This window comes from Chitiniphilus eburneus (genome assembly GCF_005048205.1).
Taxonomy (GTDB): Bacteria; Pseudomonadota; Gammaproteobacteria; order Burkholderiales; family Chitinibacteraceae; genus Chitiniphilus; species Chitiniphilus eburneus.
This window is the reverse complement of record NZ_SUMF01000002.1, coordinates 454,520-476,000: the sequence shown is the minus strand read 5'-3', so window position 1 is coordinate 476,000 and position 21,481 is coordinate 454,520. Positions and strand designations below refer to the sequence as shown.

At 64.6% G+C, this 21,481-nt stretch carries 20 protein-coding genes; 9 read left to right on the top strand and 11 right to left on the bottom strand.

What is annotated here, in order from left to right; all coding sequences use genetic code 11:
* Positions 1-191: 191 nt before the first annotated feature.
* The 4 genes from FAZ21_RS04855 to FAZ21_RS04840 all read right to left on the bottom strand — a co-directional run bounded on the left by FAZ21_RS04855 (position 192) and on the right by FAZ21_RS04840 (position 4,157).
* A complete protein-coding gene (locus tag FAZ21_RS04855; protein ID WP_136772130.1) occupies positions 192-1,193 on the bottom strand; it encodes an adenosine deaminase in 1,002 nt (333 codons plus the stop codon).
* A gap of 244 nt (positions 1,194-1,437) precedes the next feature.
* Positions 1,438-1,698, bottom strand: coding sequence for a Rho-binding antiterminator (locus FAZ21_RS04850; RefSeq protein WP_136772129.1), 261 nt, complete (start codon positions 1,696-1,698; stop codon positions 1,438-1,440).
* Positions 1,699-2,084: 386 nt separating this feature from the next.
* On the bottom strand, positions 2,085-2,624 hold the full coding sequence (locus FAZ21_RS04845; RefSeq protein ID WP_136772128.1) for a YbhB/YbcL family Raf kinase inhibitor-like protein: 540 nt from the start codon (positions 2,622-2,624) through the stop codon (positions 2,085-2,087).
* 657 nt (positions 2,625-3,281) lie between these two features.
* The gene (locus FAZ21_RS04840; protein WP_169307249.1) at positions 3,282-4,157 is read right to left on the bottom strand and encodes a helix-turn-helix transcriptional regulator; all 876 of its coding nucleotides are present in this window, start codon (positions 4,155-4,157) and stop codon (positions 3,282-3,284) included.
* A gap of 153 nt (positions 4,158-4,310) precedes the next feature.
* On the opposite strand from FAZ21_RS04840, the gene FAZ21_RS04835 reads away from it, so the two are divergent.
* Positions 4,311-4,850, top strand: a complete 540-nt coding sequence (locus tag FAZ21_RS04835; RefSeq protein WP_136772126.1) for a YaeQ family protein — start codon at positions 4,311-4,313, stop codon at positions 4,848-4,850.
* Between the two features lie 129 nt (positions 4,851-4,979).
* On the opposite strand, the gene polA is transcribed toward FAZ21_RS04835, so the two are convergent.
* Positions 4,980-7,766 carry a DNA polymerase I gene (polA, locus tag FAZ21_RS04830; protein ID WP_136772125.1) on the bottom strand — a complete coding sequence of 929 codons (2,787 nt, stop codon included), beginning with the start codon at positions 7,764-7,766 and terminating at the stop codon, positions 4,980-4,982.
* A 225-nt stretch (positions 7,767-7,991) separates the two neighbouring features.
* Here polA and FAZ21_RS04825 point away from each other — a divergent pair, with 225 nt between their 5' ends.
* From FAZ21_RS04825 to FAZ21_RS04805, 5 genes are all read left to right on the top strand, one after another.
* A complete protein-coding gene (locus FAZ21_RS04825; RefSeq protein WP_136772124.1) occupies positions 7,992-8,315 on the top strand; it encodes a DUF2782 domain-containing protein in 324 nt (107 codons plus the stop codon).
* A 212-nt stretch (positions 8,316-8,527) separates the two neighbouring features.
* Entirely contained in the window at positions 8,528-9,034 is a 507-nt protein-coding gene (locus FAZ21_RS04820) for a GNAT family N-acetyltransferase (protein ID WP_136772123.1), read from the top strand.
* Positions 9,035-9,113: 79 nt separating this feature from the next.
* Positions 9,114-10,052: a homoserine kinase gene (locus FAZ21_RS04815; RefSeq protein WP_136772122.1), complete on the top strand. Its 939-nt coding sequence runs from the start codon at positions 9,114-9,116 to the stop codon at positions 10,050-10,052.
* 167 nt (positions 10,053-10,219) lie between these two features.
* Positions 10,220-11,617, top strand: coding sequence for an FAD-binding oxidoreductase (locus tag FAZ21_RS04810; protein WP_136772121.1), 1,398 nt, complete (start codon positions 10,220-10,222; stop codon positions 11,615-11,617).
* A gap of 31 nt (positions 11,618-11,648) precedes the next feature.
* Entirely contained in the window at positions 11,649-12,782 is a 1,134-nt protein-coding gene (locus tag FAZ21_RS04805; RefSeq protein ID WP_136772120.1) for a M14 family metallopeptidase, read from the top strand.
* Between the two features lie 10 nt (positions 12,783-12,792).
* Here the strand turns inward: FAZ21_RS04805 and FAZ21_RS04800 are convergent, their stop codons facing one another.
* From FAZ21_RS04800 to ftsY, 6 genes are all read right to left on the bottom strand, one after another.
* Entirely contained in the window at positions 12,793-13,080 is a 288-nt protein-coding gene (locus FAZ21_RS04800) for a hypothetical protein (protein ID WP_136772119.1), read from the bottom strand.
* A gap of 203 nt (positions 13,081-13,283) precedes the next feature.
* Entirely contained in the window at positions 13,284-14,135 is an 852-nt protein-coding gene (rpoH, locus tag FAZ21_RS04795) for an RNA polymerase sigma factor RpoH (protein WP_136772118.1), read from the bottom strand.
* 348 nt (positions 14,136-14,483) lie between these two features.
* Complete coding sequence (ftsX, locus tag FAZ21_RS04790) at positions 14,484-15,389, bottom strand: permease-like cell division protein FtsX (protein WP_169307248.1); 906 nt, start codon at positions 15,387-15,389, stop codon at positions 14,484-14,486.
* An 88-nt stretch (positions 15,390-15,477) separates the two neighbouring features.
* Positions 15,478-16,131, bottom strand: a complete 654-nt coding sequence (gene ftsE, locus FAZ21_RS04785; RefSeq protein WP_136772116.1) for a cell division ATP-binding protein FtsE — start codon at positions 16,129-16,131, stop codon at positions 15,478-15,480.
* Between the two features lie 78 nt (positions 16,132-16,209).
* On the bottom strand, positions 16,210-16,812 hold the full coding sequence (locus FAZ21_RS04780) for a GNAT family N-acetyltransferase (protein ID WP_136772115.1): 603 nt from the start codon (positions 16,810-16,812) through the stop codon (positions 16,210-16,212).
* A gap of 8 nt (positions 16,813-16,820) precedes the next feature.
* On the bottom strand, positions 16,821-17,915 hold the full coding sequence (ftsY, locus tag FAZ21_RS04775; RefSeq protein WP_136772114.1) for a signal recognition particle-docking protein FtsY: 1,095 nt from the start codon (positions 17,913-17,915) through the stop codon (positions 16,821-16,823).
* Positions 17,916-18,016: 101 nt separating this feature from the next.
* Between ftsY and FAZ21_RS04770 the strand changes: the two genes are divergently transcribed.
* Genes FAZ21_RS04770 through rsmD form a run of 3 tightly spaced genes read left to right on the top strand, consistent with a single transcriptional unit; the run spans position 18,017 to position 21,328 of the window.
* Positions 18,017-19,432, top strand: coding sequence for a M16 family metallopeptidase (locus FAZ21_RS04770; RefSeq protein WP_136772113.1), 1,416 nt, complete (start codon positions 18,017-18,019; stop codon positions 19,430-19,432).
* Positions 19,422-20,786: a M16 family metallopeptidase gene (locus FAZ21_RS04765; RefSeq protein WP_169307247.1), complete on the top strand. Its 1,365-nt coding sequence runs from the start codon at positions 19,422-19,424 to the stop codon at positions 20,784-20,786. Before FAZ21_RS04770 ends, FAZ21_RS04765 begins: the two co-directional genes overlap by 11 nt.
* On the top strand, positions 20,783-21,328 hold the full coding sequence (gene rsmD, locus FAZ21_RS04760) for a 16S rRNA (guanine(966)-N(2))-methyltransferase RsmD (protein WP_136772111.1): 546 nt from the start codon (positions 20,783-20,785) through the stop codon (positions 21,326-21,328). Before FAZ21_RS04765 ends, rsmD begins: the two co-directional genes overlap by 4 nt.
* Positions 21,329-21,481: the final 153 nt, after the last annotated feature.

The window sequence follows — 21,481 nt, the reverse complement described above, 5'->3', positions numbered from 1 at the left end:
TATCAGTGTGCATCATGAAAAGCATCAGGGCACGAGGGATTGAGGAGCCCGGGGTGGGTTGGAAGGTCTGTAGACACAGAGCAACACGGAGAACCCAGAGAGCCCGGAGAAAACCAAGCCAGGTGAGTGACAACGCGGATTCCGTTCGTGGTTTCTCCGTGCGCTCTGTGTTTTCAGATGCTGAAAACCCCTCACATCGCCTCGACCACCCCAAGCCAGCGCACTTTGTCGGCGGCATCCATCCAGCTTGCGGTGATACCGTTGCGAGCCAGTTGCAGCAGTTCGTCGCGTGTCAGGTCCAACGCTTCGGCACAGGCGCGCCAGTTTTCGCCGACATAGCCGCCGAAGTAGGCCGGATCGTCGGAATTGACGGTGGCGACAAGGCCAGCCTGAAGCAACTGGCGCAGCGGGTGCTGTTCCAGCCGCTCGTAAACCTTGAGCCGCACGTTGGACAGCGGACAGACCGTCAGCGGCGTGCGGCGGCGCGCCAGTTCGGCCACCAGCACCGGGTCTTCCAGCGAGCGCACGCCGTGGTCGATACGGCTTACGTCGAGCACGTTCAACGCCTGCCATACGTATTCGGGCGGGCCTTCCTCGCCGGCATGCGCCACGCGCGGCAGCCCCAGCGCCTTGCAGCGGGCGAACAGGCGCGCGAACTTCTGCGGCGGGTGCCCGGATTCGCTGGAATCCAGCCCCACGCCGTCGATCTGCGCCAGATACGGCATGGCGTCTTCCAGCGTGGCGAAGCCGTCGCTTTCGGGCAGGTGCCGCAGGAAGCACAGGATCAGCCGGTAGGTGATGCCGAACTCGCGCTCGCCCTCCGCCAGCGCGCGGCGGATGCCGTTCAGCACGGTGGCGAAGGAAATGCCGCGCACGGTGTGCGTCTGCGGGTCGAAGAAGATTTCCACGTGCACCACGCCATCGGCATGGGCACGCAGCAGGTAGGCGCGGGTCAGGTCGTAAAAGTCGGCCTCGGTGCGCAAAACGTCGGCACCGGCGTAGTAGAGATCGAGGAAGGATTGCAGGTCGTTGAAGTCGTAGGCCGCACGGAGCGCGTCCACGTCGGCATAGGGCAGCGCCACACCGTTGCGCTCGGCCAGGGCAAACATCAGCTCGGGTTCGAGCGTGCCCTCGATGTGCAGGTGCAGTTCGGTCTTGGGCAATCGGGCAAGCCAGTCGGAAGCAACGCGCATGATGAAGCCAGGAAGGGAAAGTCGCCCCAGCTTAGCCCATGTACCGCCTGCGGCGCGTCCGTGGCATCCCCAACGGGTACCCACCGACGGCTTGCGTGTCATGCGGATCAGGCCCAGTGAGGGGACGTGAATTCAATCAGCGGAAACCGATGCTCGCCCACCAGAAAACGCTTGCCCCCGGTCTGGCCGGGGGCTTGCTGTGGGTGATCCATCACCAAAGCCTGCGAGAAACCCGAGGGCTCCTTCAAATCCTGTATTCCACCCGGCCGAAGCGCGCCTGTTCCTCAGTGGGCGTGATGGCAACCAGGTTGTCCAGGCGCACATCGAGCACGCCATCGCGGGTGGAAAGCCGCAGGTACTCGCCGCCGTGGCGGCCGAACACATCCAGCGCCACGCCAAGACAATCGGGCGCCTCGCGCCGTTCGACCAGCAGGGGGTAACGGTGCATGCAGGCAATTTCGAGGTAATCGTGCAGCTCGCACGAGATAGGGCTGTAGTCGGTCATCATCAATCTCGTCGCTAGAGGTTATGAAGGCATGCTGGCGACATGGGCCTCCCAGCATAGACCGCGAACATTGCGAGTTTTTTTCGGACAGGACGCCATTTGCAACGTCCGTCGGCTCGGCCAGGGGGAAAAGCCTTCGATTCGGCTGAAAAGGAGCGCAGTGACGGCGCCCTGGCACGGCAGGATGAAACACTGGACTGGCGCCTGGAGAAGCTTGTGAACGCCACGGACCGGCTGCCGCATCGGGCAATGCCGGGTTGCCACCACGGTGGCGGCTCTTGCTCCGAGCGAGAGGCGCGGGGGGAAGTTCGGCCGGCTGTCGCGCCGGCCCGGCGAACGGCGGGCGGCCGTCTCGACGGACGGCCGCGCAGGAGGGAATTTCGCGGTCAGCGCTGGTAGTAGGCGGTGAACTTCGCCTGGTCCAGGCTGGCGGCCTGGATGGCTTTTTCCTGCTCGGCCGGGGTGGCGTATTCGTCCAGCTTGAGCTGCTTCACCTTGAGTGCGTAGAGCACGAAGTTGTAGCGATGACGGCCGTGACCGATCGGTGGGCAGGCGCCACCGTAGCCTTTGCCGCCAAAGCTGGTCAGACCCTGGACCGCGCCTTTGGGCACCTTGGCGCCAGTGCTGACCCCCGCGCCAGTGGCCAGCGTGGTAACGCTGGCCGGGATGTCATAGACGATCCAGTGATACCAGCCGCCTTCCACCGGCGCATCGGGGTCGTGCACCACCACCGCGTAGCTCTGGGTGCCGGCCGGCGCGCCCTGCCACTTCAGCGCGGGCGAGGTGTTGCCCCCATTGCAGCCATAGCCGATGTACACCTGCTTATCGGACAGGGTGCTTTCGGCTGGCGCGTCGGGGCTGGTCAGGGTGAAATCGGCCCAGGCGAGGGCGGGCAGGAAAGCGAACATGGCGAGGAGGCGCTTCATCGGGGGAATCTCCGGTAAGGGATAGCCCACGATACGTCACGCCTTCGGTATCGTCTCGCCTGAAACGTGCAGGTTATCGCCTGCGGCGCTCAGCGCCTGAATCGGCCGATGGCGTTGATGAGGAGACGGAATCGAGGCCCCCGGCAAAGCCGGGTGCGGCATGTAGGTTGCGCGCAGACATGGGGCGCTTCCTTGTTCCATTCCACTCCCCCCGCCCTCGCCGTCGCGAGGGAGCCTCGCTGCGCTCGATGTGGTGGGGGCTGTGCCTGTAGGTATCAGCCGCGTTGATGGGAAATGGGATCAAAGTCCCCGGCAAAGCCGGGTGCGGCATGTAGGTTGCGCGCAGACAGGGGGCGCTTCCTTGTTCCATTCCACTCCCCCCGCCCTCGCCGTCGCGAGGGAGCCTCGCCGCGCTCGATGTGGTGGGAGCCGTGCCTGTAGGTGTCAGCCGCGTTGATGGGAAACGGGATCAAAGTCCCCGGCCTAGCCGGCTGCGCAAGGTGGGTGGTATGCCGGCATGGGCGCTTGCTTGTTCCGTTCCACTCCCCCGCCCTCGCCGCTACGAGGGGGCCTTGCTGCGTTCGATGTGGTTGGAGGGCAGGAATGGGCTACCAGCGGTATTCAGCGGCCCCGACCAGTCCCGTCCTCGATCGGCGTTCAGGCTGGTTCGGCTTCGCGTTCCTGTTCGTGCGATTCGCGCAGCGCGGTGGGGGTGAGGCCGAAGCGGGCGCGGAAAGCATCGGTAAAGCGCGACGGCGAGTTGTAGCCGCACGCTTGCGCCACGCGCTGGATCGGCTGCTGCGTCTGCATCACCAGTCCCAGCGCCCGGCCCATGCGTACGTCGCTGAGCAGCGCGGCAAAGCTGGTGTTTTCCTCCAGAAGCCGGCGCCGCAACGTGGCTTCGCTGACCGCCAGCCGCCGTGCCACCTCACCCATGCGCCAATCCTGCGCGGGGTCATAGTCGATCAGGCGCGCCACGCGCTCGCGCCAGCTTCCTGGCTGCGCCAGCACCAGGTCACGCGCCACACCCTGGCGTGCCAGCGCCAGCCACAACGCCTGCCAGCGATGTTCGACCAGCGCGGCATCCAGCGCGCTGCTTTGCGGCAGCAGGACCTGTTCCACGTAGTCGGACAGCGTTTTCCAGCACACGCCATCCGGCGTGAACACCAGGTCGGCATCCAGCGTGGACGGCAGCTCGGCGGCGTACTGGTCGGCGAAGCGTTTCATCCAGCCGGTATCGCCGACGATGGTCAGGCCGGCGAAATAGCCCAGGTGCGGATCGGGCAGGTTGGTAAAGCTGACCTCCTGCCCCGCACCGACGCCGATCCACTGGCCGGGTCGGCACAGCAGCGTTTCCTCGCCGCGATGGATGCGTTTTTCGCCGGCGAGCACGGCGATCAGGCAGGGCGAAAAGAACGGCGCACGCAGCACGCGCGTCTCGCGGCGGAACTGGAACAGCCCGGCCCGCCCGAGCTGCATGCGCTCGCCATGGCGGTCGATACGCAGCAGGTGCTGGAGGATGCTGGCGTGCATGGGTGCGTTCCGTACGATTGGGCTGTCCATGATAGCGGATGCCAGCAGCATGGCATGCGGCCGGCATTGCGCGATCAGGGTCGCCAATTGCGCATGCCCCGCCCTGTTGGCGCGGGACTCCCTCTATACTTGCCGGCTTTCACGGGAGGGGCGATGGCGCTCAAATCAACCATCTATAAGGTCGAGCTGAATGTTGCAGACATGGATCACGGTTACTACGGCACCCATGCGCTGACCATCGCCCGACATCCGTCGGAAACCGACGAGCGCATGATGCTGCGCGTGCTGGCCTTCGCATTGCACGCTGGCGAGGGGCTGGAGTTCGGTCGCGGCATCAGCGACGAGGACGAGCCAGCGCTGTGGCGGCGCAACCTGGTGGACGAGGTGGAACTGTGGATCGACCTGGGCCAGCCGGACGAGCGCCGTTTGAAAAAAGCGGCCAACCGCGCCGCCGAGGCCTGGGTGTACACCTACGGCGCACGCACCGCCGATGTGTGGTGGCAAGGCGTATCCAGCCAGGCCGGGCGCTATGACAACCTGCACGTGCGCGCGCTGGACGGCGACACCATGGCCGCGCTGGGCACGCTCGCCGAGCGCGGGATGACGCTGCACGTGACAATCCAGGAAGGCGAGATTTCACTATCCAACGGTGACGACAACATAGCGATCACGCTACGGACGTTGCTGGGGTAAGGGCTTTGCCCTGGGAAGGGAGAAGGGGGAAGAAGGAAGGGTGAAGTCAAAAGCAACGGTCGGAACAAGGTGGCTGTTGCTGTGGTACTTACCCTTCCTTCTTCTCCCTTCTCCCTTCCCCGCCGTCTTTCAGTGCGCCTGTTCCCAGTTGTCGCCGACCCCCACTTCCGCCACCAACGGCACCGAGAGCCTGGCCACCTCGGCCATCTGGCGTGGCAGCTCCTCGCGGACCACGGCCAGCTCGGCATCGGGCACTTCCAGCACCAGTTCGTCGTGCACTTGCAGGATCACGCGACTGGCAAGGCCGGCCTGTTCCAGCCAGCGGTCCACCGCCAGCATCGCCAGCTTGATCAGGTCGGCGGCCGTACCCTGCATCGGCGCGTTGATCGCGGCGCGCTCGGCGCCGGCGCGGCGGGCGGCGTTGGCCGATTTGATTTCCGGCAACCACAGGCGGCGGCCAAACACGGTTTCCACGTAGCCCCGGTCGCGTGCTTCGGTACGGGTGCGCTCCATGTACTCGGCCACGCCGGGGAAGCGCCCGAAGTAACGCGAGATGTAGTTCTGCGCCGCACTGCGGTCGATTTCGAGCTGTGCGGCCAGGCCGAAGGCGCTCATGCCGTAGATCAGGCCGAAGTTGATGGTCTTGGCGTAGCGGCGCTGTTCGCTGCTCACTTCGTCCAGCGCCACGCCGAACACTTCGGCGGCGGTGGCACGGTGGATGTCCACGCCTTCGGCGAAGGCCTTGAGCAGCGCGGCGTCGGCCGAGAGGTGCGCCATGATGCGCAGCTCGATCTGCGAGTAGTCGGCCGAGACGATGCGGCTACCTTCCGGTGCGATGAACGCTTCGCGGATGCGGCGACCTTCGGCGGTACGAATCGGGATGTTCTGCAGGTTGGGTTCGGTGGACGACAGCCGGCCGGTAACGGCCACGGTCTGGTTGAAGCTGGTATGCACGCGCCCGGTGGCCGGGTTCACCATCGACGACAGTTTGTCGGTGTACGTGGATTTCAGCTTGGACAGCGAGCGGTGTTCCAGCAGCACCTTGGGCAGCGGGAAATCCTTGGCCAGTTCGGTCAGCACGTCTTCGTCGGTGGACGGCGCGCCCTTGGGGGTTTTCTTCACGACCGGCAGTTTGAGGCGGTCGAAGAAGATTTCGCCAATCTGCTTGGGCGAGCCAAGGTTGAACGGCTGGCCGGCCAGTTCGTACGCCTGGGATTCCAGCGCAAGCAGCTTGTGGCCGATCTCGTGGCTTTGCTGCGCCAGTTTTCTGGCGTCGATCAGCACGCCGTTGCGTTCCATCTTGAACAGCACCTCGCGCACCGGCAGTTCGATGTCGCGGTACAGCGCCATCAACCGCGGCTGATCGGACAAGCGCGCGATCAGGCGGCCGGCCAGGCGCAGCGCGATGTCGGCATCCTCGGCGGCGTAGGCGGTGGCGGTATCGACCGCCACTTCGTCGAAGCCGATCTGCTTGGCCCCCTTACCGCATACCGCTTCGTACAGGATGGTGGTCTCGCCCAGTTCGCGCGCGGCCTGGTCGTCCAGGTTATGGCGTTCGTGGCTGGCAAGCACGTAGCTCATCAGCAGGGTGTCGTCGATCACACCGCGCAGCGTGATGCCGTGGTTGGCGAACACATGCTGGTCGTACTTGAGGTTCTGCCCCAGCTTTTTGTGCGCCTCGGCCTCCAGCCATGGCTTCAGCCGTGCCAGCGTGGCGTCGAACGGCAGTTGCACGGGGCTGTCCGGGCCGCGATGCGCCAGCGGCAGATAGGCTGCGCGGCCGGCCTCCAGCGCGAACGACATGCCGACGATGCGCGCCTGCATCGGATCCAGGCTGGTGGTTTCAGTATCGATGGACACCACCGGCGCGGCCATCATCCGCGCCAGCCAGTCATCCAGTTGCACTTCGGTGGTGATGGCTTCGTAGTGACGCTCGACCAGCGCCGGCTCATCCACGTGGATGGTGGGCGCCGGCACGGGCGCGGGTGCATCGCCAAAATCGAATGCGCCACTGACGCCAGTGGGCGCGACGGCCGGCTCGGCGCCGCCGCCCGCCACCTTGGCCTCGGCCTCGGTGGTCCAGGTGCGGAAATGGTAGCGGCGGAACATCGCCAGCAAGGTGTTCCAGTCCTCGGCGCTGGGCGCCAGGTCGGGCAGACCGTGCGGCAGTTCGTCGTCCAGCGGCACGTCGGTCTTGATGGTAACCAGCGCGCGCGCGGTGGGCAGCCAGGACAAGGTGTCGCGCAGGTTGTCACCAACCACGCCCTTGATGGCATTGGCGTGCGTGATCAGTTCGTCCAGCGTGCCGTATTCGGCCAGCCACTTGGCGGCGGTCTTGGGGCCGCACTTGGGCACGCCGGGCACGTTGTCCACCGCATCCCCCACCAGGGTGAGGTAATCGACGATCTGGTCCGGGCGCACGGCAAACTTGGCGAAAACGCCGGCTTCGTCCAGCACCTCTTCGGTCATCGAGTTCTCGATGCGCACATGGCCATCCACCAGTTGCGCCATGTCCTTGTCGCCGGTGGAAATGATGGTTTCGATGCCCTGCGCGGCCGCCTGCCGCGCCAGCGTGCCGATCACATCGTCGGCCTCCACGCCGCTCACGCACAGCAGCGGTATCCCGAACGCCTTGACGGCCGCGTGGATCGGATCGACCTGCACCCGCAGTTCGTCGGGCATCGGCGGCCGGTTGGCCTTGTAGTCGGCATAGATATCGTCGCGGAACGTCTTGCCCTTGGCATCGAACACGCAGGCGATGTAATCGGCCGGCGTGCCCTTGCGCAGCCGCTTGAGCATGTTGACGAAGCCATACAGCGCGTTGGTCGGCGTGCCGTCGGGCGCAGACAGCTCACGAATCGCGTGGAAGGCGCGATAGAGATAGGACGAACCGTCGATCAAAAGCAGCGTGGGCATGGGAAGGGAACCTGGCAGCGAGACGGGCTTACCGCCTGCTATACTCGTTGTAAGAAATAGGAAGGCAGCATGTCGTGCCGCGAACCCCGGCCATTATAAGCGTTGCGGACAGCTTGACCGCGCTGCCCGCCGTCCCGGCGACACCGCGTATCCTTCCCGCCTTTCACAACCGCGCACGCGGGCCCGCCGGCTCCGAAGCGCCCGGACAACCAACCGGAGAACCCCATGCCTGTCAGCCCGCGCTATCTTGCCTGCCTGTTGAGCCTGCTCGCCGCCGTTGCCATCGCCGCCGACGATACGCCGCCCCCCATGCCCGACGAAGGCGCCGACGCCGCCACGGCCGAGGAGCCGGAGGTACGCATCATCGAAAAGGACGACGCCACCGTGGCCGAGTACCGCATCCAGGGCAAGCTCTACATGATGCGGGTGACGCCCAGGGTGGGTAAGCCCTACGTGCTGATCGACCGCGAAGGCGACGGCCGCTTCGATCGCGAAGACGGCGGCGGCGCCAATATCTCCGTGCCTCGCTGGGTGTTGTTTGAATGGTGAGAGTGGGTTTGTGAAAAACAAAACCTGTGAACACAGCGAGCACGGAGAACACGGAGAAAACCAAACGGGAGTAAATCCATGCCGTCATGCGTATGGCGGCTTGGGTCATCGCTCTATACGATAGATTTCTCCGTGCTCTCTGTGTTCTCGGTGCCCGCTGTGTCCACAGATTTTGCCGCAATTGCCCTTCCTGCCTACCCAGCTCGCTCCTCATGCATACCGACGCTCGCTATACCCATCGCATCGCCACCCGCGCCGATTTGCCGCGCATCGTCGAGATCTACAACGCCACCATTCCCTCCCGCCAGGTCACCGCCGATCTGGTGCCGGTGAGCGTCGCCAGCCGGGAACCGTGGTTCGATGCCCATGCGCCGCAGCGCCATCCGCTCTGGGTGGCGGAGCGCGACAGGCAAGTGGTGGGCTGGCTGAGTTACTCCGCCTTCCACAGCCGTTCCGCCTACGATGGGACGGCCGAGCTGGGCATCTATGTCAATGAAACGGAGCGCGGGCACGGGTTGGGGCGGCAACTGCTGCGCGACGCCATCGCCCATGCGCCCGCGCTGGGCTTGCATACGCTGGTCGGGCTGATCTTCGGCCACAACGCGCCCAGCCTGGCGCTGTTCGAGGCGCACGGCTTCGCCCGCTGGGGCGATCTGCCCGAGGTGGCAATTCTGGATGGCGTGGCGCGCGATCTGGTGATCGTCGGCCGCAAGGTGTGAACGCGGCCCGGCCATCGTCTTTCGGCGGCGGCTTGCGTAAACTGCGGGCTTTCCCGCGGCCCCGATTCCGAGCGCACCAATGTCCGTCTTCACCACCGTCACCGCCGACGATCTGCAACCGTTCCTGAAACGTTACGCCATCGGCACGCTCGTCGACCTCAAGGGCATTGCCGCCGGGGTGACCAACACCAACTATTTCGTCACCACCACGCACGGTCGCTACGTACTGACGCTGTTCGAAACGCTGCGCGCCAGCGAGCTGCCGTACTACGTGAACCTGATGGCGCACCTGGCGCAGCACGGTATCGCGGTGGCGGCACCCATCGCCAATCTGGACGATGCCTATATCGATACGCTCAATAGCCGGCCAACGCTGCTGGTCACTTGCGTGCCCGGCCAGGTGATCGATGCGCCGACACCGGGCCAGTGCGCCCAGGTGGGCGAGATGCTGGCGCAGATGCATCGCTCGGCCGCGCATTACCACGGCCATATGGACAACCCGCGCGGGCTGGGCTGGTGGCGCGACACCGCCGAATCGGTCTACGCCCTCATGCCGCCGGCCGAGGCCGATTTCCTGCGTCGCGAACTGGCGTTGCAGGCCGAGGCCGATTTCAGCACGCTGCCGCATGGCGTGGTACACGCCGACCTGTTCCGCGACAACGTGCTGATGGACGGCGAGCAGGTGGGCGGTTTCATCGATTTCTATTACGCCTGTAACGACGTGCTGTTGTACGACGTGGCGATCACGCTCAACGACTGGTGCGTGACCGCCGATGGCGACATCGACGCGGAGCGCGCCCGCGCGCTGCTGAAGGGCTATCAGGGCGTGCGCCCGCTCAGCGATGCCGAGGTGGCCGCCTGGCCGTTGATGCTGCGCGGTGCGGCGATCCGTTTCTGGACATCGCGCCTGCTCGATTTCCACAAGCCGGCCGCCGGCGAAATGACTTTCGCCAAAGACCCGGGCCATTTCCATCGCGTGCTGTCGCGGCACGTGGCACGGCGGGATTTCTGGGTGTGAACCGGGCGTCGGATGCCCGCCATGCCCACGGTGGATGGATTGAACGCAACTAACACCCGTTGCCGCCGCAATGCGCTCCTTGCAACGTGCGGCGGGCATCCCAATCTGAACAGTACCGACCGGCCCTGACGACCGGCCCCACGCGATTCCGTCCGATAGGCCATCCCGTGAACGAATTCCTTTCCTCCCTCACCACCCTGCTCGGCGACGGCGGTGTGCTCGTCGGCCGTGACATCGACGGTTACCTGCTGGACCAGCGTCGACGCTGGCAAGGCGCCGCCTTGGCGGTGGCGCGGCCGCGCACCACCGGTGACGTGGCCGCGGCGGTGCGCCTATGTGCCGAACATGGCGTCAGCATCGTGCCGCAGGGCGGCAACACCAGCTTGTGCGGCGCCGCCACGCCGGACACCACCGGCAGGCAACTGGTGATCTCGTTCGAGCGCATGAACCACATCGTGGAAGTGGATGCCGCCAATGACACCGTCACCGTCGAGGCCGGCGCCACCATCGCGGAAGTCCAGGCCGCCGCCCGTGCGGCGAACCGGCTGTTTCCCGCGGAATGGGCGGCCTCCGCCTCGGCACGGGTCGGCGGGGCGCTCGGCACCAACGCCGGCGGCGTGAACGTGCTGCACTACGGCAACATGCGCGAGCTGACGCTGGGGCTGGAAGTGGTGCTCGCCGACGGCAGCGTCTGGAACGGGCTGCGGGGCCTGCGCAAGGACAATACCGGGTATGACCTGAAACATCTGTTCATCGGTGCCGAAGGCACGCTGGGGCTGATCACGCGCGCAGTACTGCGCCTGTATCCGGTGCTGTCGGCACGCGCCACGGCGCTGGTCACCGTGACCGACCCTGCGGCGTCGGTGGCACTGCTGCGCGGCTTGCAGGCCGCCATCGGCGACCGCGTGACCTCGTTCGAGCTGATTTCGCGGCGTTGCTGGGAACTGCTGGCCGAACACTGCCCCGAGCTGCCGCACCCGCATGCGCAACCGCCACAGTGGTGCGTGCTGGTGGAGGTCTCGGATGCCGGCGACAGCGACGCGCTGCTGGAACGGCTGGCCGAAGCGCTGATGGCGCTGGATTTCGACGATGCGCTGGTGGCACAGTCGGAACAGGATGCCCAGGCATTCTGGGCATTGCGCGAATCGATCCCGGAGGCGCAGCGACGGCGCGGGGTATCGATCAAGCACGACGTGGCAGTGCCAATCTCGGCGATTCCCGCGTTCCTGACCGAAGCGGAAGCGGCATTGAAGGCTGAATTTCCCACCGCCGACATCGTGGCTTTCGGCCATGTGGGCGACGGCAATCTGCATTACAACGTATTTCTGGACGACAAGACCAACGCGGTCTACGCCGACGAGCCCGCGATCAACCACGTGATCTACCGGCTGGTGGCGTCGCTGCACGGTACGCTGTCGGCCGAGCATGGCATCGGCGTGCTCAAACGCGACGAACTGGCGCACTACCGCGACCCGCTCGAACTGACGCTGATGCACGCCGTAAAACGCGCCCTCGATCCGCGCAATCTGATGAATCCGGGCAAGGTGATCCAGGCCGAAGACTGACCTGCGCCGCGCCTGTTTCGCGAGCAACCGCATGATCCAACTCTCCACCGCCTTCGACTCCGGCGCCATCACCGTGCTGTCGAGCGCCGACCCCGCCGATATCCGCCTGGCGCTGCGTCCCGACAACGCGTCCGACTTCAAGCAATGGTTCCACTTCCGCGCCAGCGGTGTGCGCGATGTTGCCTGTGCCTACACCCTCGCCAATGCCGGCGAAGCCGCGTATCCCGATGGCTGGGAAGGCTATGCGGTGCGCGCCTCCTATGATCGGCAACACTGGTTCTGCGTGCCCAGTCAGTACGTGGACGGCACGCTGCGCTTCGCTCACACGCCCGAATACGACACCATCCATTACGCCTATTTCGAACCGTATTCCTGGGAGCGCCACCTGGATCTGCTCGCCTGCGCGCAGGCGGCGGCGCCGTGGTGCACCGTGGAACGGCTGGGCCGCACACTGGACGGCCGGGATCTGGACCTGCTGCGCATCGGCGAACCCGCGCCCGGCAAGCGCAACATCTGGGTGATCGCCCGCCAGCATCCGGGCGAAAGCATGGCCGAATGGTTCGCCGAAGGACTGATCGAAGCCCTGCTCGATGGCGAACACGCGCCAGCACGAGCGCTGCTGGAACGCGCGGTGTTCTACGTAGTGCCGAACATGAACCCGGACGGCAGCGTGCGCGGCAACCTGCGGACCAATGCAGCAGGGGCCAACCTCAACCGCGAATGGGCCGAGCCGACCATGGAACGCAGCCCGGAAGTGGCACTGGTGCGGCACAAGATGCTGGAGGTCGGCGTCGATGCCTTTCTCGACGCGCATGGCGACGAGGCCATACCGCACAACTTTGTGGCCGGCTGCGAAGGCAATCCCTCGTTCTCGGAACACCAGGACCGGCTGCAAACTGCGTTCAAGCAGGCATGGCTGGCAGCCAGCCCGGATTTCCAGGTGAAGTACGGCTATGAGGTGCGGCAGTTTGGCCCGGAGCAGATGACGCTGGCGACCAACTGGGTGGGCGATCGCTTCGATTGCCTGGCCTTCACCATCGAGATGCCGTTCAAGGACACCGCCGATCAGCCGTTGCCTGCTGTGGGCTGGAATGGCGAACGCAGCCGGCAACTGGGGGCGTCGGTGTTGCTGGCATTGCGGGCAGTGGTGGACACGCTGCGCTGAGCGCCGGCGATCAGATCTTGAGGGAAATGGACGTTACCTGATCCGTGGCCCGGCGCCCGTGCTGGCGGCGGTCCTGATTGCAGCGGGTGTCCAGCGTGGTATCCACCCTGTCGTGCCGGCGTTGCTCGTGGCGACGATCCTGGCCGCTGCGGCGCTCGACGCCATCCCACGCTTCCTGCTCGGGCGATACGGTTTCCTCGGCAACGGGCTTCGGCGCCGGCGAGGGCGGTGGGCCGGCGGTGCTGGCGCCGATGAAGGCCAGCACAGGCTCGACCAGGTCGTGGTTGAATAGACGCATGATAATCTCTTCCAAATCAATGGCTTTGGGAGATATATCGGGAGGTTATCGGCGTGCTTGACCATAGGCCGGACGGGCGGTCGTTTTGCTGGCGTAAAAGGAAGAAATCTCGTTCAGCGGGCTGAACTGACCGCTCCGCCGTACGCGCCTTGCATTTTGCAACGCACAAAAAAGCCCGCCGAAGCGGGCTTTTTGCGAAACGATCAGGCCGGGACCAGCGCCTGCTTCATCTTCTGCAACGCCTTGGATTCGATCTGGCGAATCCGCTCGGCCGACACCTTGAACTCGGCGGCCAGGTCATGCAGCGTCTTGCCCTCGCCATCGTCGGCCAGCCAGCGAGCCTCGACGATACGGCGGCTCCGCGCATCCAGCGTGTCCAGTGCCTCGGTGATGCCCTCGGATTGCAAGCGGTCATACGCACGGCGCTGGATGGTGGCGACCGGCTCGTTCTCGCTGTCGGCCAGCCAGTCGATAGGCGCGAAACCGTCTTCGTCGCCATCGTCGGCCATCAGCGCGACATCCTGGCCGGTCATGCGCAGCTCCATTTCAAGCACTTCCTCGCGCTTGACCCCGAGGTCGTCGGCAATGGCCTGGGCTTCGGTATGCGTCAGCGCGGCCAGGCTGGACTTCATCGAGCGCAGGTTGAAGAACAGCTTGCGTTGCGCCTTGGTGGTGGCAACACGCACCAGCCGCCAGTTGCGCAGGATGTACTCGTGGATTTCGGCCTTGATCCAGTGCACCGCGAACGAAAACAGGCGCACACCGCGTGTGGGCTCGAAGCGCTTCACGGCTTTCATCAGGCCGATATTGCCTTCCTGGATCAGGTCCGCCTGCGGCAGCCCATAGCCCGCGTAACCGCGTGCAATCGAGACCACCACCCGCAAATGGGACATCACCAGTTTTCCCGCCGCTTCCAGATCATTGTCACGGGTGAGGCGGGTTGCGAGGTCGGTCTCTTCTTCTTGCGTGAGCAAAGGGATGGCATTGACGCGCTGGATATACGCTTCGATGCTGTCGCCGCCCGAGATCACGGGAAGGGTGAGACTGTGACTCATGCGAATCTCCTATCAAACAAAACCGGGGTTGGTTCACCCCGGCAGTCATGTTAGCACTCGAACCTTAGGAGTGCTAAGCCGTCGGGAAAGTTCATTCCGCCGTTGAGCTTGGGCGGAAAGCCTTCAATTGGAGAATTCCGATTCAAGCACACGCCTTGCCAGCGTTGCACGTCAAAAATTCTCATGGCGAAGATAGCTTTTCACTATACGGCGCGGCAGGGAAACCCTTGCAGTATCAGGGTTTCCGCCCGGAAACAGTCGACAGCGGGGGGGTGGGCCTGCCGTATCGCCCACCATCGCAGCGTGACGGCCGGCCTTCCATGATGAACGATCCGCCTAGAGCAGGCGTTACAAGTGCCGGTGCAGATGCCGCCAGACGGCAATCCAGGCTCCCGCCACGCTCAACACGACGGTGATGCCGCACACCCCGACGATCTCGGCCGGCTCGGGCATGCGCAGCGTGAAGGCTTCGCCATAGGTGGCCGCCAGATCGCGCACGGCCGGGTTCAGCCACCACATGGCGCCGGCGACGATGCCGCAGGCGGCCAGGCCACCCAGCAGGCCCTGCATCGCCGCGGCGTAGAGGAACGGCCGGCGGATGAAGGAGTCAGTGGCGCCGATCAGCTTGGAGACCTCGATTTCCTCGCGCCGCGTCAGGATCTGCATGCGGATGGCGTTGCCGGTGATGAGCGCCAGCGCCGCCGCCAGCAACACCACGACCACCTGCAACAACACTTCGCCAAAGGCAATCAGCCGATGCAGCCGCTGGGCCCAGGCCGAATCCAGTTGCACTTCCTCCACGCCCGAGTGACGGGCCAGCGTGTCGCGCAACTGCTCCAGCTCCGCCGGGCTGGCATCCAGCCGCGCGGTAACGATGAAGGCATCGGGCAACGGGTTCTCGGTCAGCCCGGCCATCAGGTCGGCGCTGCCCACGCGCGCCTGCAACTGCTTGAGCGCCTCGTCACGCGGAACATAGCGCACCTGCGCCACACGCTCATCGAGCGCCAGTTGTTCCTTGAGCTTGCCGATTTCCGCCGCGGTGGCCGTGGCACGCAGGAAGACCGAAAGCTGTGGCTCCACCGGCATCTTGTCCGTCACCGTCGCCACACTGCTCAGCAGCAGGTAGAAGCCGAACGGGAACGAGGCGGCGATGGCAATCACCAGCAGGTTGAGCAGGCTGTTGACGGGATGGCGAACCATGCCGCCGAAGGTTCGGACCAGGGCCAGGCGATTCAGTCGCAGCCAGTGTTTCATGTGAGGGCCTATCGCAAGGGGAGGACGCGCCGCTGCATCGGCCGTACCGTGCCGTCGGCTGCGCGGCGGAAAAAGATGCGGAGCGACTTCATGCCGTGAATTCGCCGTGCTTGAGCCGCAGGATGCGGCGGCCATAATCAGCCATCAACGATTCATCATGCGCGGAGATCACCAGGGTGACGCCAACCTGGTGGAAGGATTTGAACAACTCCAGGATGTCGTGCGCATAGTCGCGATCCAGGTTGGCGGTCGGCTCATCAGCCAGCAGGATCGCGGGGCGATGCACCACGGCACGGGCGATGCACAGCCGCTGCTGTTCGCCACCGGATAGCGCGATGGGGTTGGACGATTCCTTACCCGCCAGCCCCACCTTGTCCAGCGCAGCCAGTACGCGACGGCGCACCTCCGGGCCGCTGAAGCCGATGATATCCAGTGGCAAGCGCACGTTGTCGAACACGCTGCGATCGAACAGGATCTTGTGATCCTGAAAGATCAGCCCGATATGCCGACGCACGTACGGCAGCGCCTTGCGCCCCAGGCGGGAGACATTCTGATGATTGACCAATACCGCGCCGGCGCTGGGCTTTTCGATGCCCGCGATCAACTTGAGCAGCGTGGACTTGCCCGCCCCCGAGTGCCCGGCGAGAAAGACCAGCTCGCCACTCTGGATCTCGAAGCTGAGCTGCTTCACGGCATCGATGCCGCCTGGGTAACGCTTGCTGACTTGCTGGAACTGGATCATGAAGTCTCGATTCCCGACGACTTTTCTTCGAATCAAAAATAGTGGGCCGGTTCTGGCACCGCAACAGCGGTCCGGGCACTAAGGAGGGCCGGCATCCGGGCCGGCCGCCAGGTTGCCGGCGTCTGCGAACAAGGCATCCTGCGCATCTTGCCATTCCTGCGCCAGCAGGCGAAATCGCAGGATCGATACCGGGCCCTGGCCCGGGCGGCAGGTATCGGTGATCTCATCGTATTGCTGCATGCCCAGTTTGCGCAGCAGTGCGGCCGATGCAGTGTTCAGCGCCAGGCAGTCACCGTATACCGTATTCAGTTGCAATGCGCCGAAGCCGAATTGCACCACGGCCCGGCCGGCCTCGATGCCCAGCCCCTGGCGCCAGAACGGACGCCCTAGCCAGTAGCCCAGTTCCGCCTCGGTGGCGTTGTGGCGCATCAGCCCCGCCGCGCCGATGACCATGCCGTCGTCGCGCCGTTGCAGGACAAAGTTGTACTCGATCTCTGCCGCGGCCAGCGCCGCCTGCTCGGCAATCCAGCGCTCGGCGCTTGCCGGCAGATAGGGATAGGGCATGCGGCGCGTCATTCGCGCCACCTCCCAGTCGTTGGCATGGTGAGCGATGCCGGCAACATCCGCTTCACGCGGGGTACGCAACACCAGACGAGGGGTATCGAGCACTGGCAGGTACATGGCGAGCGTCAGTCGAACAGCGCATCAACATAGTCGCTGGCGACGAAGGGGCGCAAATCGTCGATCCCCTCGCCCACCCCGACAAAGCGCACGGGAATGGCGCGCTGCTTGGCAATGGCCGCGATCACCCCACCCTTTGCCGTGCCATCCAACTTGGTCAGCACCAGCCCGGTCAGGCCAAGCGCGTCGTCGAACGCCTTGACCTGGCTTACCGCGTTCTGCCCGGTATTGGCGTCGAGCACCAGCATGACCTCGTGCGGGCCCGCCGGGTCGGCCTTTTGCACCACGCGCTTCACCTTTTTGATTTCTTCCATCAGGTGCAACTGGGTAGGCAGGCGACCGGCCGTATCGACGATCACGACATCGACACCCCGGGCGCGAGCCGCGTTGACGGCATCGAACGCCACCGCAGCCGAGTCGCCGCCATCCTGCGCAATCACCTGCACGCCATTGCGCTCGCCCCAGACCACCAGTTGCTCGCGCGCGGCGGCGCGGAAGGTATCGCCCGCCGCAAGCAGCACGCTCTTGCCCTGCGCCTGGAAGTACTTCGCCAGCTTGCCAATGCTGGTGGTCTTGCCGGCGCCGTTGACACCGGCCACCATCAGGATGAACGGGCGGGCCTCGCCCAGCGATAGCGGCACTTCCAGCGGCCCGATCAGCTCGTTGAGCGATTCTTTCAACGCCCCCTTCAATTCCTTGCTGTCCTTCAAACCCTTGAGCGAAACGCGGTTACGGACATCCTTGAGCAGGTGACCGGTGGCATCGATGCCCATGTCTGCCGTCAGCAAGACGGTTTCCAGCTCTTCGTAAAGGTCTTCATCGATCTGCCCACCGCCGAACAGGCCGGCCAGATTCTTGCCCAGCGCGGTACGCGTCTTGGCCAAACCTGCTTTAAGGCGTTCCGTCCAGGAAAGCTTGGGTTTATCCTGCGGCTGGGCCGCCTTGGGCGGCTCAGGCTGGGTATCGACCGGCGCCACGACCTCCGGGGCGGGCGGCGGGGTTTCCACTGCCGCTACCTCGACAGATTGGGAGCCCTCCGCTGGCGCTGGCTGCGTTTCCGGCGTTTCATGCTTACCAAGCTTTTGTTTGAAAAAACTGAACATATGGGGAATGACTTCCTTTCGGCACCCAGCATGGCAAGCGCATGCTGACAAGTTGGTAGAATTCTATCTCCGTTACCCCCCACCGCCCACCCGAAGCCCTAATGTCGAACTCACATCGCATCGCGCTCGCCTGTTGTTGCGCCAGCCTGGCGCTGGCTTGCGCCGTTCCATCCCGAGCCGCCGAGACGGTTGGCGGGCTGAAGCCCAGCACACCGGTGGTGGAGCACCAGTTGGTCCATCCACTGCTCGCCACGCAGATCACGCACCTGGATAACGGCCTGACGATCGTGCTGCACGAAGATCACCGGGCACCGGTGGTGGAATTGCAGGTGTGGTACCGCATCGGCGCCATCGACGAGCCCGCCGGGCTGACCGGCATCTCGCACGCGCTGGAACACATGATGTTCCGCGGCACCACCAAGGTGCCGACCGGCGAATATCACGGCCGTGTGGCACGGCTGGGCGGGCAGAACAACGCGTTCACCACGCGCGACTACACCTATTACTACCTGACGTTGCCCGCATCCGACCTGGAAACCGCGCTGGACCTGGAATCGGATCGCATGCAGCACCTGACGCTGGCGGAGCCGCTGTTCAATACCGAAATCGAAGTGGTCAAGGAAGAGCGCCGCCTCAATACCGAGAACAACGCTTTCCGTGCGTTCAGTGAAAACGTTCAAGGCGTGGTCTACCCGGATTCGTCGATGCGCAATCCGGTGATCGGCCACATGGACGACCTGAACAAGATGAAGGTGGCCGATCTGCGCCAGTGGTATGGCCAATGGTATGCGCCCAACAACGCCACGCTGGTCCTGGCCGGCGATTTCGACGCGGCCCGGGTCATGTCATTGGTAAAGACCTACTTCGGATCGATACCCCGGCACGAGCTGCCCGCCCGCGCCAAGCCGGTGGAGCCGGTGCAGCAGGCCGGCAAGCGCGTGGTGGTGAAGAAGCCGTCGCTCTCCAGCCTGGTCAGCTTCCGCTGGCGCATTCCGGATGGCACCCCGCCCAAGGATCTCGCCGCGCTGGATGTGCTGGCGGAAATGCTGTCGAACGACTATCAGGATCGCCGCCTGGCGCTGGCCAGCGATAGCCTCTATGCCGGCTTCGACTATCCCACCCGGGGCGAGCCGTTGTTCATGCTCAACGCCGTTCCTTCCCAGGACGCCAGCCTGAGCGAGCTGGAATCCGCGATGCAGAAGCAGGTGACGCTGCTGCACGGTGCCGGCTTGTATGGGGAAATGCTCGAACGTGCGCAGCAACGCCTGCTGGCCCGCAACTATTTTTCCTACGACGAACTTTCCAACCGTGCCCAGGAACTGGGGATGCTGACGTTGTATGGCTTCACGCCCGAGGAATACGTGAATCACCTGAGTCTGATGCAGCAAGTGACCCTGAAGGATCTGGAGCGCGTGGCCACCACCTACCTGAAGGATGACAACCGCGTCGTTGGCATCCTGGAAGCGCAGCCGTTGGACAAGGCCGTCGCCGCCAAGGAAATCACGCATGACCGCTAAGCACTGGTTGTTTGCCGGCATCGCCCTGTGCTGGGCCGCCGGTGCGGCGGCGTTTCCGGTCGTCCAGCAGTGGCAGACCGCCAATGGCGTGCCGGTCTATCTGGTCGAGCGACACGATCTGCCCGTGATCGATCTGCGCATCGACGTCGATGCGGGCGAAAGCCGTTCGCCAGCCGGTACGCCGGGACTGGCGACCATGACCCTGTACGGGCTGATGGACAAGGACTTCGAAACCAACGAACTGCGCACGCCCTACCAGTTGCTGACCGACACCGGGAACCAGTACGGCGTGGACCTGCGGCGTGACCGGGCCAGTATTCTGCTGCGCGTGGTCAGCACGCGCGGCCCCATGACCATGGTCAGCACCCTGGCCAAGCAGATGGCGGATGCCAAGTACCCGTTCGAATACTTCAAATACCGTCGCGATGCCGTGGTCGGCCAGCTACCCGAAAACCCCGCCAAGTCGTCCACCGAGCGCAATCTGTCTTTGGCGTTGTACGGCGATCATCCATTGGCCAATCTGGATCGCCGCACGCCGGATACAGTGAAAAGCGTGGGCAACTCCGCAGCCCGTGGGTTCTATCGCAGCTTTTACGTACCGGGCAATCTCATCGTGACGCTGGTCGGCGACGTAAGCCGCGCCGATGCGGAAAAGATGGCCAATCTCCTTACCGAGCATTTGCCCAAAGGCGACGCGGCAGCGCCGCTGCCTCCCGTCCCACTGAGCGCATCGAGCGTGGAAGCGGCGCCGCAACGCCTGGTTCGCCAGAAGAACCAGAGCTCCATCGAGCTTGCGCAGTTGCTGCCGATCGACAGGAAATCCCCCGACATGGCGGCGATCATGCTCGGCAACTACATGCTGGGCAGCTCCGGCTTCCAGTCGCGCCTGATGCGCGAGTTGCGCGAAAAGCGCGGCCTGACCTACGACGTGAGCAGTTCGCTGGATATCCTGCGGGGCAGCGCCATGCTCAGCATCGACATCAGCACGCGTAGCGAGCAGGAGCAGCAGGCGCTGCAATTGCTGCACGACGAACTGGCACGCTTCACCCGGGACGGCCCCACCGAAGCCGAAGTGGCCGAAGCCAAGGATCGCTACCTGCGCAGCATGAGCTTCTGGGGCAGCACCAATCAGGCCCTGCTGGGGCTGGTTGCCAACCTCGGCTATTACAAGCTGCCGCTGGATTACTACGACCAGTTGGCCGCACGGATCGAAAAACTGAACGCCGCCGATATCAAGGCCGCATGGCAGCGCCATGTGGACCCCACCCGCTTCCGCATCGCCATCGAAGGCCCCGAGCCGGCCAAGCCCGCCACCGATGCAACGCCCGCCGCCATAGCAGCGTCGGCACCATGAGCCAGGCACGCAATCAGCTACGCATCGTCGGCGGCGAATATCGTCGCCGCGTGCTGCGTTTTCCGGATGCAGAAGGCTTGCGCCCGACACCCGACCGGGTGCGCGAAACGCTGTTCAACTGGCTGGGCCAGGATCTCACCGGCAAGACCTGCCTCGATCTGTTTGCCGGTAGCGGAGCGCTGGGCTTCGAAGCGGCCAGTCGCAATGCCCGACGTGTGGTGATGGTGGAGAAGGCCAAGCCGGTGCATGCCGCGCTCCAGGTCAATCGTCAATTGCTCGGCGCCACCCATATCGAGCTGGTCCACGCCGACGCGGCGGCATGGCTGGCGCGCTGTACGGAGCAATTCGATGTGGTGTTCCTCGACCCGCCTTTCGCTTCCGACCTGCTGGTCAAGACCTTGACGGTGCTGCCGGTGCGGCTCAATGAAGGTGCGCTGGTGTATGCCGAATGCGCGCAGCGGCCCGACCTGAAGGGCTGGGAAATCCTGCGCGAAGGCAAGGCCGGCACCGTGCATTACGCCTTGCTGCGCCACACGGACTGAACGGTCGCGCGGTTTCGCTTCGAGCCTCACCGCCTGCACGATATGGCATACCGCCCGGCAGTGATTTTCCGGCCAGCGAAGCCCAGGCTGCGGCGGCAATGCTTGTGATGCTGCAAAGAAAGGCCAAAGCCGTTCCTACTGACATTGTTTGCC